The following is a 15,540-nucleotide window of genomic DNA, read 5'->3' as shown; positions in this document are numbered from 1 at the left end:
CTTTAACCAGAACCGTTTATATACAATTCACTTTAAAATACTTATGAGAAAAATATGGCTGTTGCTGCTGGCTTTGAGTTTGCGGCAAGTTTCTTTTGCTTCGGATGAATTAGCTAAAAACAAAGTTTACCAGTTTAACCTGAATTTAACCCAGGTGCAAAACGATCGCATACAAGTTACCCTGAAAGCACCCGAAATAAAAGAATCCGAAATTATTTACAATATGCCCAAAATGGTACCCGGCACTTACGCCGTGTATAACTTCGGCAAATATATTTCGGATTTTAAGGCGCTCGATAAAAAAGGCCGCGCTTTGCCGGTTACTAAACTCGACGAGAACCGCTGGAAAATAAGCAAAGCCAAAAACCTGGACCAGATTACCTACTGGGCCGGCGATACTTTTGATAATACCAAAAAAGAAGATATTGTTTTTGAACCGGCCGGCACCAACATCGAAGAAAACAAAAACTTTTTGCTCAACACACACGGGTTTATTGGCTACTTCGATGGCCTGAAGCGTGTACCCTACGAACTAACCATTACCAAACCCCAGGGATTTTACGGTTCTACGCCCTTAAAAGCCGTTAAAACCACCCCAACCGCCGATACTTACCGCATCGATTCTTACATGGATGTGGTAGATTCGCCGCTGATGTACAACGTGCCCGATACCGCCATGATGCAGATTGGCGGCGCCGAAGTATTGGTATCGGTGTATACTGCCAAAAAAGATGTGCAATCGGGTATAATTGCCGAAAATATTAAAGAAATACTGGAAGCCCAGAAAAATTACCTGGGCGGCAAACTACCCGTCGAAAAATACGCTTTCCTGATTTACGTAGACGATGCTTACAACACCACCGGTTCTTACGGCGCTTTGGAGCACTCTTATTCTTCGGTTTATTATTTGCCGCCTTTTAATTCGCAGCAAATTGCCAACCAAATCAGAGGCATTGCGGCCCATGAGTTTTTTCACATTGTAACGCCTTTAAATATTCATTCTGAAGAAATCGGCGACTTCGACTACATCAATCCCCAAATGTCGAAGCACTTGTGGTTGTACGAAGGCGTAACGGAATATTTTGCTTCGCACGTGCAGGCAAATCAAAAGTTAATCAGTCCCGAAGAATATTTAACCAAGCTGCGCGCCTACATTGCCGGTTCGCTTAAATACAACGATACGCTGCCGTTTACAGTAATGAGCAAAGGGGCTCTGGATAAACACGAAAACCAGTACGGCAACGTGTACCAGAAAGGTGCATTAATTGGCATGGCGCTGGATATTAAACTCCGGGAATTATCGGGCGGGAAATACGGAATTCGCAACCTGATGAACGACCTGGCCAAAACCTACGGCAAAGACCAATCCTTTAAAGACGAAGAACTCTTCGATAAGATTACCGAGCTCACTTACCCGCCAATACGCGACTTTTTCCGGCAGTATGTAGAAGGCGCAACACCATTGCCTTACACCGAAATATTCAAAACCGTTGGGGTAACCTACGCGCCCCAGGGCACCGAAATGGTAAATACTTTTGGCCGGGTAGAAACCGCCCTGAACAAAGAAGGCCGCATGGTAATTGCCGGCACCAGCAACATGAACGATTTCGGTAAAGAAATGGGCTACCAAGCCGGCGATGTAATTATGGCTATAAATGGCCAGGAAGTAACGGCTACCACCGCTCCTAAAATTATTGCGCAGCAAGTTACCAATGCGCCCGTGGGAGCCAACCTGGAAGTAACCGTTAGCCGAAAAGACAAAAAAGGCAACGCAGTTACGCAAAAATTAACCGGCACTATTACCCAAACACCCGTTGAAACCCAACATTTATTGCGCCTCGATCCGGCCGCTACCGACCAGCAAAAACAGCTCCGGGAAGCCTGGCTTTACAGCGGATTATAGCCTAATTTTTTCGTATAACAAAAAGAAGAAAATCTGGCTTGTTCTCCAAAAAATGAGAATAGCCGGATTTTCTGCTTTTTATTATTTAGCAAAGGCTTTGACGTTGTTTTAAGCGCTAAAAAAAAGAAAATTTAACAATAATTTAAACCAATACATTTGTTACTTTTTAAACCTATTTACGCCATTTAACATTAATAAAATGCTTTAAAACACCATAGAAAGCATCTTATTTAAATATTCCTATCACAAAAGTATGTTACTTTTTAGCCAACACTGTCCTTTTATTAAGATAATGAAGGTGTTATGTTTGTCTTAATAAAATCTGCGAATACATGATTACTTCCGAAATTTTAAACAAAACCCTGGCCTGGCTTTACAATAAGGAGCAAGAAGTACCCGGCAACATGTGGGATATTACTGGTTACTTAGACTCGATTGGCGAACAACACCAGAGCGAAGCCATTGGCTTAGAACTAGCCGAACGCGGTTACCTGCGCACGTATTACCGTTACGAATCGCAGAATGTTTTTAACGCAGCCATTAACACCATCGGCATTCAGCAGGTTGCGCCTGAGGAAGTATTTACCTTAACGCAGATTGTGCTAAATACGCTTAACTGCGAACCGCACCGGTTTCATGATATAGCAGACCTACCCGGTTTAGAAACAAAAGCCTGGTTACAACTGGTTGAATTTACCCGTTATTTATTAAAACAAAACTGGATTGAAGCCAAAGTTTTGAACGATAAATTACTGGTTAAATTAACCATTGAAGGTCGGTTATATTTGAAGAGCTACGAATTTATTGCCTAAGGATAAACTTTTACACTAACGCCATAAGGTTTTAAAGAGCGTTCGCGCTACACCTTAATATAAAATAAAGCTTTTTTAGTGTCTGTTTCGGAAGCAGCCACTAAAAATTAAAAGCTAAACAGCAGAAACAGCCTGTAACAAGGCTAAGAGATTAAATAAAAAAGCCTCTAATATTTAGGAGAGCCAACTCCGGGCCAACAATACTTAAGCCTGGTGTAATTAACAATTAAAAAGGGATTTAATAATAGAATAAGTAGTTTTTTGTTTGTGTGTTCAACTTTAAAATAAAAGCACGCTTAAGCGTGCTTTTATTTTGCTCTTTACTTTTTGCAATTCCAAAACTGCCCGCCTTTACAGCTTTTTATTCTTCCGTTCTACTATAATTTATTTAAATATTTAGCAATAAACATCCTTGCGGCTACTTCCCGCCAGATAATTGCTTTATCATATCATTCAGAATATCTTTACCATACCCAATGCGGTGGGCATAATCTAAGCAAAGCGCATATTCGCGATCGTGAATTTTTCCGTCTTCGAGCATCATTTGCACTAAAGTTTGCAGTTCCATTGTTTTCTGCATACCCTCCGACGGGATTATAAAGCTTAACACGCTCAAATTATCGGCAATGGGCATTACATCTTCAGGGGCCAGCCCTAATTTATTTCCTATATCCAGCAGAAACCGGCCTTCATCATTTTCTAAAATGCCATCGGCGGCAGCCAGCAAAATTAAATTCTGAAAAAAGGCCAGCTTTTTTTGCTGGGTATCGAGCAAACTTTCTATTGAGCGTTCTTCCTGCATACTAATCTAAATTAATGGTGGTTAAATTTGTTCAACGGGGTACTCCCCCGAAAGTTGTTAGGCATTACCAGATCGCCGTTAGGGCTTTCTAAAATTCGAATAAACGGCGTTTGGGCGCTTCTTTTTTGTTTTTCTTGTTCCGCCGATTGCGGTCATTGTCATCGTTCCGGTTGCCCCCGCCAAAAATGCCAAACCTTTTCTTTTCTACTTTTTCTTTTACCAAAATATAGCGCAAAGTAAAGCCACCATCAAACGCAAACCAATCAGAATGGCTGGCATGAATGGCCGGTTTAATATCCAGCGATATTACCAACGGAAAAATAGGCAGTTTCAGTTCGGTACCCAAAATAACATCGGCCCCGTAAAATCCGCCGTATTCTTTAACCGTGCCTACGTGTGCCCCGGCACCTATGTAATAATTAAAACCCTTACCTATAAGCGGATAATGTTTTTCTACCAGCAAAGTAAAATCGGCTTCGCGGCTACCCACCCCGGCAATTCCTTCTAAGGTAACTTCTTCTAATATTTTCTGCTGCAGCGATACCCCAAAGTCGTTCCGGCCCAGGCGGGCGCCAATATTTGTGCGGTATTTTTGCGCAAAAGCTGAAAAACTGGTAAGCAAAAGTAAAAAGAGTAATATGGTATTTTTTTTCATAATAGATTGTTGGTAAAAATATTGGGTAAACAACGTTAAAACAGCCAACCACCCGCATTAGGTTAACCGGTTCGTTATATGGAAAATCAATATTAAGGGTTGCCCAAAATTATGCTTCTTGCTTGGTTAATAATTACCCATTAAACCTTACTTACGCGCGAAACTAAATATTATTATAGCCTACTGGCGCTACCGCAATTAAAAGCTGCTGCTAATAGCTGGCTAAACTTACTGTTTTTTGAGCTGGTTGGTCTCATTTGGCTAGCTTTCAAATTTTGTACCTGATTTTTACCAGCATCATCTATCGGCAAATAATTTTGTTTGGCTAAATAAAAAATTACCAGAATTTGCCTTGCTTTATTAAAGTAAACAGAAAGAGAAAATGACCTGATTATATTTAAGAGAGCAGCAGATAATTTACCAACCAGGCTAATATTTATAGCTATACAGGATTACGTTCCGGAACTTACCAATGGGCTGCAACTGGTGCCGCTGTACAAAAGTCCGGCCCGCTTCGTAAACCTGGCAAGAACTCCGGAACGGTACTTTTTCGCAGTATTTTATATGCTGGTTGTATAGCGTAGTATCAACAGCTACCAGTAAAGGCTTGTTATTTAACTTGCTTTTCAAATTTGAGCTTGCCTGGCCCGTAATTAAGCTGAATATTTCCTTTGCCTGCGCTGGTGCCGTGCGCGACATTTGACTAGCCATTAAAGGCAAATTTGAAGTAAGTGATAACTGAATGGTTTTGGTCTGAAAATCTTCTGGCACGGACATTTCCAGATCAGTTTCTTCGGTACCAATGTAGTAAAAAGGGATGGGCAGAATGGCCTGGAAGTCGGAGACCTGAATACCCTCTGCCAAATAGAGTTCCTTTTTAAGGGTAGGGTCTGTTAATTCATTCGCTATCACATTCCGGTGATAATAAGCAAAGGCATCTAAAGTATCCGAAAGGGCCAAAAGGGCTAAAGTATAAGCCACGAACCTAACTATCTTGCCTGACTTGCTTTGTAAAAGTTGATCATAGTAGTAAATAACCAACAAATTAATAAACCAGAAAAATACCCAACCAAACCTATCCAGCGCTCTAAAGTGCGTTACACTTTCTGTTATTTTTTTTAGATACCGGAAAATATTTAAATAATTACGCACTGGAAGGTCACTGCTAAATAAATTAAAGTAATCGCCCAACGATATAAAAAGTGAGCCGAATGATGCCACTCCAAACAACAAAAGAAAGCTGCGGGTAAACTCGTGGTTAGCAACTGACGGGAAAAAAGCAGCTTTAAAAAAAAGCCTAAAAACCCCCATAATCAACAACAGCGCCCCCACATACAGGGCAAAGGAACCCAAATAGGCGTACGGCTCCCAGTTTCCCGAAGGCTCCGGGGTAAACAAATAATTAAATTTTAAATGGTTATGAGCATAGGCCGTGTACAAGTCGGATAAGTGTAATTTATTGCCAACAAAACTATAACCTGTTGCTTTATCGGGCCGAAGCTCATAATATCCATCTGTTAAACGTATTATGCTATAAGTTACGCATAACGGAATAAGTACTGCAGCTATACTCCAGGCTATTAAAAAACGATAGTTCTCGTTCCGGAAAAATGCTTGCAGCACCCAAGCCGCACAAAAATATCCTACCAAAACCAGCACCAAAGGCAGGTAATACAAATGAATAAAAGAAACAATAATTAGAGCCGGTACAAACCAAAATAGTTCTTTAATTATGTTTTTACCAGTATAAAAATGCCTATAACTACGCAACAGAAACAGAATACCCAGCAGCAATACAAAAGAAAAACTGAGACTAAAATGCCCGCCCAACCGGAACAATTGGGGCTGTAACCAAGGTAAAATTAAGCTAAAGAAAATTATACATGCCCGATCCTGAATAAGACAAGTAAGTATTTGAAACAGCAAAAAAGTGCTTAATAATATGCCGCTCACTAAAAACAAATGATAAACAAATAGTCCATCTGCCGAAACATCAAATATATAATTGGAGAATAACTTTACGGCAATCGCAAATACCGGCGAGTTATCGGTGTACAAAATATATTCCCCAAAAGGGTAATTAAAATGCTCGAATTTAAGCAGGCCCAGGGCAAATGGCTGTTGCAAATAGGCCTGGAAAGTAAAGTAATTCTTAAGCCAATCAATATTTCTTGCGGCTAATAAAAATTTGTTGTGTTGGAGCAAAAGCGGGCTAAAAACTATTAAAATCAGAATGGTCTGCACTAAAAGCAAAAAAGTTATATTAAACCAACGTTGCCCGCTTTTTAACATATTAAGTAGAAGCTAAATTTTACCCGAAATTACAACCTCCTGTTTAACCAATATCATGCTGCCCGCATATTATTACACGGTAGGCCTGGCATAATGAAAATAAAAGCTAAAGCAACTAATAAAACCGCTCCTGCAACTAGTATGCTTTATTCCGGAATAGCCAAGTTGAGTATAGTTTGTGCCAAGCAGGTGCAAACGTAATATTACCAGGCCGGGTATTAATAAGTAACCAGATTTATGCGCACCGCTAGTAGCATATATTTAATTAAATAAATAGCTGATATTTGCAGGTAATTTGTTTTCTGAGAATAGATGTTGGCGCACCAGTTAGATATTGTATTGCCTTGTTATAACCCGGGTAAAAATTGGGTCGCTACGGTTATTGCCAGCCTGACTTATTTACAACAGTGCCTCCCCGACACCGAACTATTTATTTACCTGGTAAACGATGGCTCTACCACGGGCATTACCCCGACCGATATTGACCAGCTCCGCCAATCACTGAAAAACTTTACTTACCTGGCTTATACGCCAAACCAGGGTAAAGGCCATGCTTTACGCACGGGTGTAGCGGCCGCGGGCCACCAATATTGCATTTATACCGATATTGATTTCCCGTACTACGAAAAGGATTTTTTACAGATTTACCAGGCTTTGCGCAGCGGCCAAGCCGACCTGGTGGCAGGCGTAAGAGACAAGGCCTATTATAGCAATATTCCGGATGTTCGCTCCCGCGTATCTAAATTATTCCGGTTTGTGCTTACAAAAACAATAAAGCTACCGCTTTACGATACCCAATGCGGCCTTAAAGGATTTAACCAGAGGGGGCGCGAGCTGTTTTTGAAAACCGTTACCAAGCGCTATCTCTTCGATTTTGAATTTATATTGCTGGCTGCCAAAGCCCACCTTAGCGTAAGCTCCGTACAGGTAACGTTAAAACCCAATATTACCTTTGGCGCTTTAAGTTTCCGCATTTTGGCCACCGAAAGTATAAGTTATTTAAAGTTGATGCTGAGCAAAAGAAAAGTACCTGCATCCGGCTAATTCCTAACCATGGCTTGTAATAGAAAAACTTAATTTATAAAAATAATATTTCAGCCTTAAAACATTTTGGGGCATCCGAGAACCAGGATAGTTGAAGTAAGCTAACCTTAAAACTTATCCTTACCTCTCCAAAGAGGAGATTGTGCCATACTATTATAAGCGAGGAAGAGCTTAGATATTTTATTTAAGGTATCAGGCCAGCACAGCTTAATGCCTGGCAAGCACTCGAATAATAAATTAAGCGTACCGAATAACGATTAACGAACAACGATTAACGAAAATCAACCTGCTTCCCGCTGGTGCTCCTGGTCCGAAACGGTGGCGGCTTCCAGAATGCGGCGGATGCGCTCAATGTGGGTTTTCATTTCTTCGGCACGGTCGCGTTGTAGCGTAGCCCACTTGGCATTGCCTGTTTCCTGGTTGGCCATACTCATTAACATGTTGCGGCGTTCTTCCAGGGTGCGCATGGCTACATAAAGGGTTTCTTCTAAATTATTGTTCATGCTGGAGAGCAAGCTTTGGTCGGTGTAGGCGTGGCCGGTATGGCATCGGAATCGCTGCACATTATCTTTCTCACGGGTTAATTCCCACAGCGTACCACCGCAATCAGGGCAGGTATAAGGCACCCGTTTGCCAAGTTTATCCATGTCGCCAATATTGGCATTTTCGCTATTTATCATAATCCGTTGGGCAATTTGAGCTTCTAATAAAATATCGGGTTGTACCGTTACCGAGTCGGGTGCGGGCTGGTGTACCAATTGCGTTAAAAGTTGTCCCATTTGGGCAATGGGTGCCGTATGGGTTACCGGCATATGGCGCAAAATATTCCGGGGCAAATCAGAATACTCCGCATCGGTTGGGTCCTGCACTACTGTAAAGCCCCCGCAGCGCTGTACGGCATTCATGCCTACCAGGCCGTCGCTCAAAAATCCGGTTAAAATTACGCCAATGGTTTGAGCCCCGTGAAAAGCCGCCGCTGACCGGAATAGCGGGTCGATGGAAGGCCGGAACTGGTTTTCGCGTGGTCCTCTGGCCACCAGAATATGTTTTTTATCGATGAGCAAATGATGATCAGGCGGAGCCATGTAAATGGCATTGTACTCGATGTGGGTATTATGTTCGGCCACTACGCAGCTTAACTTGGTGTGGCTCGCTAATCGTTTTAACAAATATTGGATGTTGGAATCGGCAGACAAGTGCTGCACAATAAAAACAGCGGCGGGTAAATCAGCAGGAAAGGGTTCAACTAACCGGCACAAAGCTTCCATGCCGCCGGCCGACGTACCAATTACAATAATATTATGACCAGTTATCTGCACGTTTTCAGGTTTCAGGTTTAGTGGCTTCAGAATATTTGTTTACGGATGTTGTTTTATTCCGGCTGTATTTAATAACAGCTAGCAGATTAGTACCCGGGTACTGGTTATTTTCATCTCTAACAGTTCATCCGTTTATTACTGAAGCAGTTGCTTTCCCGCGCCGTATTTGGTTAAAACTAACTTACCACTTGGCCACACGTACTTACAACTACTTTGTTTTTTTATAAATAACCCCAAAACATGGCCAGGAAACTAAAACCGGAACCAGTAAAAGCCAAACAAGATATAATTGTAATTGGCTCCTCGGCTGGTGGCGTAAAAGCGCTGACCGAATTAGTAAAAGGTTTGCCACGCGATTTCCTGGGTTCTATTTTTATAGCGCAGCACGTGGCGCCTTATAGCGAAAGCCACCTGCCTGAAATATTAACCAGCATGGGGCCAATACCGGCCGAACACCCCCAAGACGGTCAAGCCATTGAACCGGGCCGGATTTACATTGCCCCACCCGATTTTCACTTGTTGCTGGAAGATGGCAAAGTATTAATAAAGCGGGGGCCAAAAGAAAACCGGTTTCGGCCGTCGGTAGATGCGCTTTTCCGGTCGGCGGCTTACGTGTACGGCCCGCGGGTTATTGGTGTAGTACTTTCGGGTTACCTCGACGATGGCACTTCTGGGTTGTGGTCGGTGAAAAGACTGGGCGGCACCACCATTATACAAGATCCGGAAGATGCTACTTACCCGGACATGCCCACGAATGTACTGGAATTTGTGGAAGTAGACCATATAGTGCCCATTGCCGAATTAGCGGCTTTATTAACGCAACTCACCACCAAACCGGCTACCGGAGAACTAAAAGTAAAAAAAGAAGACCTCGATCGGCTGGAAATAGAACTGGCTATTGCCCGCCACGATAATGCTTTTAGGATGGGAATTATAGAAAAAGGCGAACTCACCCCTTTTACCTGTCCTGATTGCCACGGTGCCCTAACCAAACTAATAGAAGGTAATTTAATCCGGTTCCGGTGCCATACCGGCCACGCCTACACCATAAGTGCATTATTAGCCGAGGTAACCGAAACCGTAGAAAGCGCAATGTTCCAGGCCATGCGGGGGCTGGAAGAAACCAACATGTTGCTGGTGCAATTAGGCAAACATTTTGAGGAGATAAAGAAAAAAGATGTAGCCAAAATATTTTTTGGCAAAGCCGATATTATGGTCAAACAAGCCTGCATTATTCACGATTCCATTTTTCAGCACCAATTATTGAGCGGCGACATCCAGTTTCAGAAGAAGAAACCAAAAAATAATCAGGGTAAATAGTAATAACTAATGGCAAATTGCTTTGTCTGAAGCATGCTGCCCTGTTGGGTTCTTCTGCCGTGTCAGGTGTTATCACCTGACACCATCCCCTTCCCCAGCTCATATATTTGACGCAAGTAAGAACTATGCCTATGATAACCGAACATCCGCAGTTTTTCACAACCACCGTACAGGAATAGAAGCATTTATTAAAACCGGATAAATACAAGAAAAGTGATAAGAGTGTCAGGTGATAACACCTGACACAGCAGAAACTAATGGTAATTAGCGCAAAACACCTGACATGGCAGCATAGCCAATCAAATTGCGCTGCCTGAACCATTCATCAAATAACGCAACAATTAAAATATTGCCTCTTTCAACAGCAAAGCTACTAACCACCAATAAATATATTCTCGCTCAACTATAATGCCGCCGGCAAGAATTAGGAGAGCTAACATTTTTTAATTAGGTTATTTTTTAACAATATTCGGCGTAAAAATTATGCTAATACCTAAATTTATTTAAATTAATCTCGTATTAATCTGGCTTATTGGTATAACTTTTTTTTATATTTCAGAATAATGCTTGGCCTTTTAGATTTTATATTTAGTAATGTAGATACCCAACCACTAACCCGGCAAGAAGTGCTGGACCACTTGCATTACCTGGACGAAATTATTACGCCGGGTATGCCCATACCCCAACAAGTAAAATATTATGGCTATAAAATAAAGCTGGGCCGTAAATTATTAGAACTAGACACAGCCAGTGTTCAATCTTTTATTTACCAACCGCGCTTCTTGCAACAACAGCTTTAAGGCTATTTACAACCCCTACCAACCGGCAAGCAACAGACTAAGATAAACCAACCACAACACAATTAATATTTACTATTGCTAAATCGGGCTTAAATATTCTTTTCTTGATTTGATGGTAGCTGCAGTTTCTGATGGGCTAATTTTAAATTTAAGATGAGTAAGTAAAAAATAGCATCGGCGAATAAAACAGGAATTAACTTCTGTTAAATACGTATTTACCCCAAGGGTTTAGATAAACATTTTTTCTGCTAAATGATTTAAGTAATTTAGTGGTTATCTTTAATTACAAACAGCCCAAAGGGTCAGCGAGATCAGCGAGGTCAGCGCATGAGCAAAAAATCAAATTCATCAGAAAATAATTTAAACCAGGATAAACCTAAATTTACCCTGAAAGACCCCTATATAATTGGTATTGGCGCTTCGGCGGGTGGCTTACAAGCAATGGATGCATTGTTTAGTAATGTTCCGCACGATAGTGTGGCCTACGTAATTGTACAGCACCTGGCCCCCGAACACCGCAGCCTGTTAACCCAAATATTAAACCGACACCAACAATTAAATTTCAGAGAGGCCGAACACGACCAACTGGTAGAAATAAACAATGTTTATATTATTCCGTCGGGCAAATTTTTAACCATTAAAAACAACCGTTTACAGCTAACCGAGCGTTCGCCGGATATTGCCGGTGGCCGTACCATAGATTTATTTTTTAAGTCGCTGGCCATGGACAAAGGCCCCAAGGCAATAGGCGTTATTTTATCGGGCACCGGTACTGATGGTACCGAAGGCGTACTGGCCATTAAAAAAAACAAGGGCCTGGTATTGGTGCAAGACCCCGAAACTGCCAAGTTTGATGGCATGCCGCGCAACGCCATTAATGCGGGCCTGATAGACAAAGTATTGCCACCCGAAATGATTCCGGAAGCTATTTTTGACTTTGTAAAGGTTTCGCCGCTGGCCAAGCAGATGAAGGAAATGCAATTTTCTAACGATCCTTCTTTTCTGCACATACTGGAAATAGTAAGAGAACGTACCGGCTTCGATTTTAATAATTACAAGCAACCTACCCTAATCCGGCGTATTAGCCGCCGCATGGCCCATTGCAATATAGATTCGCTGGCCAATTATGTAGATTACCTGAACCTGAACCCCGAAGAAACCGAAACCTTAAGCAAAGAGTTTTTAATTGGCGTAACTAAGTTTTTCCGCGACCCCGAAGCTTATGATATTTTAGCCAAAGAAGTTATACCGCCGCTGGCCGAAGCATTAAACCTTAACAACACCTTACGCATTTGGGTAACGGCTTGCTCTACCGGCGAAGAAGCTTATTCTATTGCCATGCTGGTGCGGGAACACCTGGATACGGTAAAAAAAGAAGTAGAAGTAAAAATATTTGCCTCCGACATAGACCGCGATGCCCTGGATTTTGCCGGTGCCGGCCTGTATCCCGCCAGTTCGCTTTCCGAAGTATCGGAAGAACGCCGGGAAAACTTTTTTACTTTAGAAGACGGCAAGTACCGGGTTGCTCCACGCATCAGGCGCATGGTTATTTTTGCCCAACATAACCTCATCAACGATCCGCCCTTTAGCCGCATGGATTTGGTAAGCTGCCGCAACATGCTTATTTATTTAAGCCCGGTGCTACAGAAAAAAGTATTGAGTAAGCTTCATTATGCGCTTAATGTAGGCGGTTATTTATTTTTAGGCCCCAGCGAAAGCCTGGGCGATTTTACCAAATTTACGGAGGTAAATAAAAAGTGGAAAATTTTTCAGAGCACCACAGCCTCTGGCTCCCTGGGTCTGGAAAACTTTATGAGTCCGGGGACTAACTTCCGGAAACCCGACTTAAACGTACCGCTCCGGACCCGGGACTTTAACCCACGGCAAAAATTGCAACATCGCCTAGTTGAGATGCTGAACGATGCTATTCTGGAAGAATATGCATTTGCGGCCGTTTACCTCGACGAAAATTACGATGTAATTCATGGTTACGGCGATTACACCAAACTTGTATCTTTGCCTGAGCGCCAGCTTAGCTTTAATATTTTAAAATTGTTACCGCAGGATTTAGCCCTGGACCTGGGTGCCCTGCTGCGCAAAGCCGAACAAAATAAAGAGAAAATTGTAGCCCATGGCCTCCAATATCGCGATGGCGATACCATGCGCCACATAAACATTGTTATAAAACCTTACCTCAGCGATAAAAAATTATTCGACCGCTTTATACTGGTATTATTTAGCGAAGATCCCGAACAAGCCTATACCTTAAACGAACCGCAACTATCCCGGAAAGAAATTCATTACGAAACCCGGGTACACGAGCTGGAGCTGGAACTGCAACTTACCCGCGAAGATTTGCAGAGTGTGGTAGAAGAGCTCGAAACCGCCAACGAAGAACTGCAAAGCACCAACGAAGAATTATTATCGTCGAACGAAGAACTCCAGAGCGCCAATGAAGAACTGCAATCGTTAAACGAAGAGCTGAATACCATAAACGCCGAGCACCAGTACAAAATAAAAATGCTGGTAGAGCTAGACGACGACCTGAATAACTTTTTCCGGAGCACCGATATTGGCCAGATTTACGTAGATAGTCAGCTCATTATCCGCAAATTTACGCCGGCTGCTATGCAGCAAATAAACTTAATCGAAGGCGATATTGGCCGGTCTATACTCCAGATTACGCATAATATTCAACATCCGGATTTTATAAACGATATTCTGGAAGCCATTAAAAATACGGTGGCTGTTGAGCGCGAAGTGCAGGATAAAAACGGCATCTGGTATTTATTGCGCATTTTGCCTTACATTAGCCAGAACCGCATTACCGATGGGGCCATTATTCTGTTTATAAATATTAACGAACTGAAGAATATGCACCTGATGCAGGCCAGCATTCTCGACAGTTCGCCAAACGCTATTCTGGCTTTAAGAGCCATTCGCAACAACCTGAATGTTATTGTTGATTTTGAATGTATTCTGTTAAACTCTAAAGCCGAAGAAATATTAAAGGTTAAAGAAACCGATTTGCGGGCCAAACCCCTGAGCAAAGCCTATGCGCCGTTACTGCAAAACGATTTGTTTACGCAATATTTAAAAGTAGTAAATGATGGCGAAGTGCTGGATATTGAACAGATACAACAGCTTCCGGGAAACGCCGACCGTTGGGTACACCTGATTGGGGTAAAACTAAACGATGGTTTAGTGCTAACCATGCAGAATGTTACCAGCCGCAAAAACTACCAACAGCAACTGCTGCAACAAAAAGCAGAAATACATGCTAACGCCGATCGTTTTCGTATTTTGCTGGAAGCCGTGCCCCACATTACCTGGACCCACCACTCCAGCGGCGAGAACGAATCTTTCAACCAAGCCTGGTACGATTTTACCGGCTTTACCAAAGAAGAATCGCAGGGTTGGGGCTGGACCAAAGCTATCCACCCCGACGATTTAGAAAATTATCTGGCAGCTTACAAAGAAGTACTTACCAACGGAAAAGTCTTAAATATTCAGGCTCGCCTGTTGCGCCAATCCGATAACCAATATCGCTGGCATTTAGTAAAAGCCGTTCCCATCCGGAACAATCAGAGCCAGATAAGCCTCTGGATTGGCACCGCCACCGATATTCAGGACCAGAAAGACGCCGAAGAAGCAACCATTCAACTCCGGCTGCAACAGCAAAAACAAATATTAAAAGCCGTTTTACAAACCCAGGAAGCCGAACGTAAACGCATTTCGGAAGCCCTGCACAATGGTTTGGGCCAGTTGCTCTACGCCGCTAAACTAAACCTCGACCACCTGGAAAACAAAAACGAAGCGCAGCAGGAAACAAAAGGCCGGATAAACAACTTGCTAAATCAGGCAATCAGCGCCACCCGCAATATTTCTTTTGAGCTAACACCCACTGTACTCCGCGATTTTGGTCTGAAAACAGCCATTGAAGAACTCATCCGACGGCTTGATAGCCCCGCACTTAATGTTACCAGCGACTTGGTAGGTTTAGAAGAACGGTTCGAAGATTTAATAGAAATATCGCTTTACCGCATTATACAAGAGCTGCTGAATAACACCATGAAGCACGCCGAAGCCACAACCGTACACATAGAACTGGAAAACAGAAAAAACCAGCTTTACTTGCGCGTACAAGACAATGGCAACGGCTTTAACTCCGCTGAAAAAAGGAATAGCAAAGGCATTGGATTAAGCAGCATTCGAAATCGCGTAAAGTTGCTCGATGGCAAATTAAAAATCGATTCCCGTCCCGGCCAGGGCACCAGCGTTGATATTATTATTAAAAGCCGGCCCGCTTCTGTTCCGGCCGCCACCGACCAAGATTAATTTCGGGCTAACCTTATCTTAAAACAAAAATCCTTACCGTTGGCGTAAGGATTTTTTGCTTTTACCCACCCGCTCCCGCCACTCTACTGTTTTACCCAAGTTTTCACTTCCTATGGCAATTTTATTCAATTAGTAAACCAGCTAACAGCCAATAATTCAGCAGCAACACGCTAATTCAGCAGCATTCCAAATTCACCAAATAAAACCACCAAAGCCGAAAACTACCTCAAACTACCTCAACAGCCCGAAATGCTT

At 42.6% G+C, this 15,540-nt stretch carries 10 protein-coding genes; 6 read left to right on the top strand and 4 right to left on the bottom strand.

All coding sequences use genetic code 11. The features are described 5' to 3' along the window. The first annotated feature begins 43 nt into the window (after positions 1 to 43). Positions 44 to 1,903, top strand: coding sequence for a M61 family metallopeptidase (locus F0145_RS03675; RefSeq protein WP_150086954.1), 1,860 nt, complete (start codon positions 44 to 46; stop codon positions 1,901 to 1,903). 332 nt (positions 1,904 to 2,235) lie between these two features. Then, a complete protein-coding gene (locus F0145_RS03670) occupies positions 2,236 to 2,715 on the top strand; it encodes a hypothetical protein (RefSeq protein WP_150086953.1) in 480 nt (159 codons plus the stop codon). A gap of 418 nt (positions 2,716 to 3,133) precedes the next feature. On the opposite strand, the gene F0145_RS03665 is transcribed toward F0145_RS03670, so the two are convergent. The 3 genes from F0145_RS03665 to F0145_RS03655 all read right to left on the bottom strand — a co-directional run bounded on the left by F0145_RS03665 (position 3,134) and on the right by F0145_RS03655 (position 6,377). Further along, positions 3,134 to 3,517 carry a hypothetical protein gene (locus tag F0145_RS03665; RefSeq protein WP_150086952.1) on the bottom strand — a complete coding sequence of 128 codons (384 nt, stop codon included), beginning with the start codon at positions 3,515 to 3,517 and terminating at the stop codon, positions 3,134 to 3,136. An 88-nt stretch (positions 3,518 to 3,605) separates the two neighbouring features. Then, on the bottom strand, positions 3,606 to 4,172 hold the full coding sequence (locus tag F0145_RS03660) for a hypothetical protein (RefSeq protein WP_150086951.1): 567 nt from the start codon (positions 4,170 to 4,172) through the stop codon (positions 3,606 to 3,608). Between the two features lie 429 nt (positions 4,173 to 4,601). After that, complete coding sequence (locus tag F0145_RS03655) at positions 4,602 to 6,377, bottom strand: hypothetical protein (protein WP_150086950.1); 1,776 nt, start codon at positions 6,375 to 6,377, stop codon at positions 4,602 to 4,604. Between the two features lie 399 nt (positions 6,378 to 6,776). Between F0145_RS03655 and F0145_RS03650 the strand changes: the two genes are divergently transcribed. Then, positions 6,777 to 7,508: a glycosyltransferase family 2 protein gene (locus tag F0145_RS03650; RefSeq protein ID WP_150086949.1), complete on the top strand. Its 732-nt coding sequence runs from the start codon at positions 6,777 to 6,779 to the stop codon at positions 7,506 to 7,508. A gap of 281 nt (positions 7,509 to 7,789) precedes the next feature. Here F0145_RS03650 and F0145_RS03645 read toward each other — a convergent pair whose 3' ends face one another. After that, positions 7,790 to 8,827: a chemotaxis protein CheB gene (locus F0145_RS03645; RefSeq protein ID WP_150086948.1), complete on the bottom strand. Its 1,038-nt coding sequence runs from the start codon at positions 8,825 to 8,827 to the stop codon at positions 7,790 to 7,792. Positions 8,828 to 9,067: 240 nt separating this feature from the next. Between F0145_RS03645 and F0145_RS03640 the strand changes: the two genes are divergently transcribed. The 3 genes from F0145_RS03640 (at position 9,068) to F0145_RS03630 (ending at position 15,285) form a co-directional block, all read left to right on the top strand. After that, positions 9,068 to 10,147 carry a chemotaxis protein CheB gene (locus F0145_RS03640; RefSeq protein WP_150086947.1) on the top strand — a complete coding sequence of 360 codons (1,080 nt, stop codon included), beginning with the start codon at positions 9,068 to 9,070 and terminating at the stop codon, positions 10,145 to 10,147. A gap of 563 nt (positions 10,148 to 10,710) precedes the next feature. After that, a complete protein-coding gene (locus F0145_RS03635; RefSeq protein WP_150086946.1) occupies positions 10,711 to 10,947 on the top strand; it encodes a hypothetical protein in 237 nt (78 codons plus the stop codon). 327 nt (positions 10,948 to 11,274) lie between these two features. Next, positions 11,275 to 15,285, top strand: coding sequence for a CheR family methyltransferase (locus F0145_RS03630; RefSeq protein ID WP_150086945.1), 4,011 nt, complete (start codon positions 11,275 to 11,277; stop codon positions 15,283 to 15,285). The last annotated feature ends 255 nt before the right edge of the window (positions 15,286 to 15,540 follow it).

This window comes from Adhaeribacter rhizoryzae (assembly GCF_008629685.1).
GTDB lineage: Bacteria > Bacteroidota > Bacteroidia > Cytophagales > Hymenobacteraceae > Adhaeribacter > Adhaeribacter rhizoryzae.
Note: the sequence above shows the minus strand (reverse complement) of the source record. Positions and strands in the feature narration are given on the sequence as shown.

Bases quoted from the DNA above. Each gene is read 5' to 3' on its own strand.
- F0145_RS03670 (WP_150086953.1), top strand. From the start codon at position 2,236: ATGATTACTTCCGAAATTTTAAACAAAACCCTGGCCTGGCTTTACAAT.
- F0145_RS03675 (WP_150086954.1), top strand. From the start codon at position 44: ATGAGAAAAATATGGCTGTTGCTGCTGGCTTTGAGTTTGCGGCAAGTT.
- F0145_RS03630 (WP_150086945.1), top strand. From the start codon at position 11,275: ATGAGCAAAAAATCAAATTCATCAGAAAATAATTTAAACCAGGATAAA.
- F0145_RS03635 (WP_150086946.1), top strand. From the start codon at position 10,711: ATGCTTGGCCTTTTAGATTTTATATTTAGTAATGTAGATACCCAACCA.
- F0145_RS03640 (WP_150086947.1), top strand. From the start codon at position 9,068: ATGGCCAGGAAACTAAAACCGGAACCAGTAAAAGCCAAACAAGATATA.
- F0145_RS03665 (WP_150086952.1), bottom strand. From the start codon at position 3,517: ATGCAGGAAGAACGCTCAATAGAAAGTTTGCTCGATACCCAGCAAAAA.
- F0145_RS03660 (WP_150086951.1), bottom strand. From the start codon at position 4,172: ATGAAAAAAAATACCATATTACTCTTTTTACTTTTGCTTACCAGTTTT.
- F0145_RS03650 (WP_150086949.1), top strand. From the start codon at position 6,777: ATGTTGGCGCACCAGTTAGATATTGTATTGCCTTGTTATAACCCGGGT.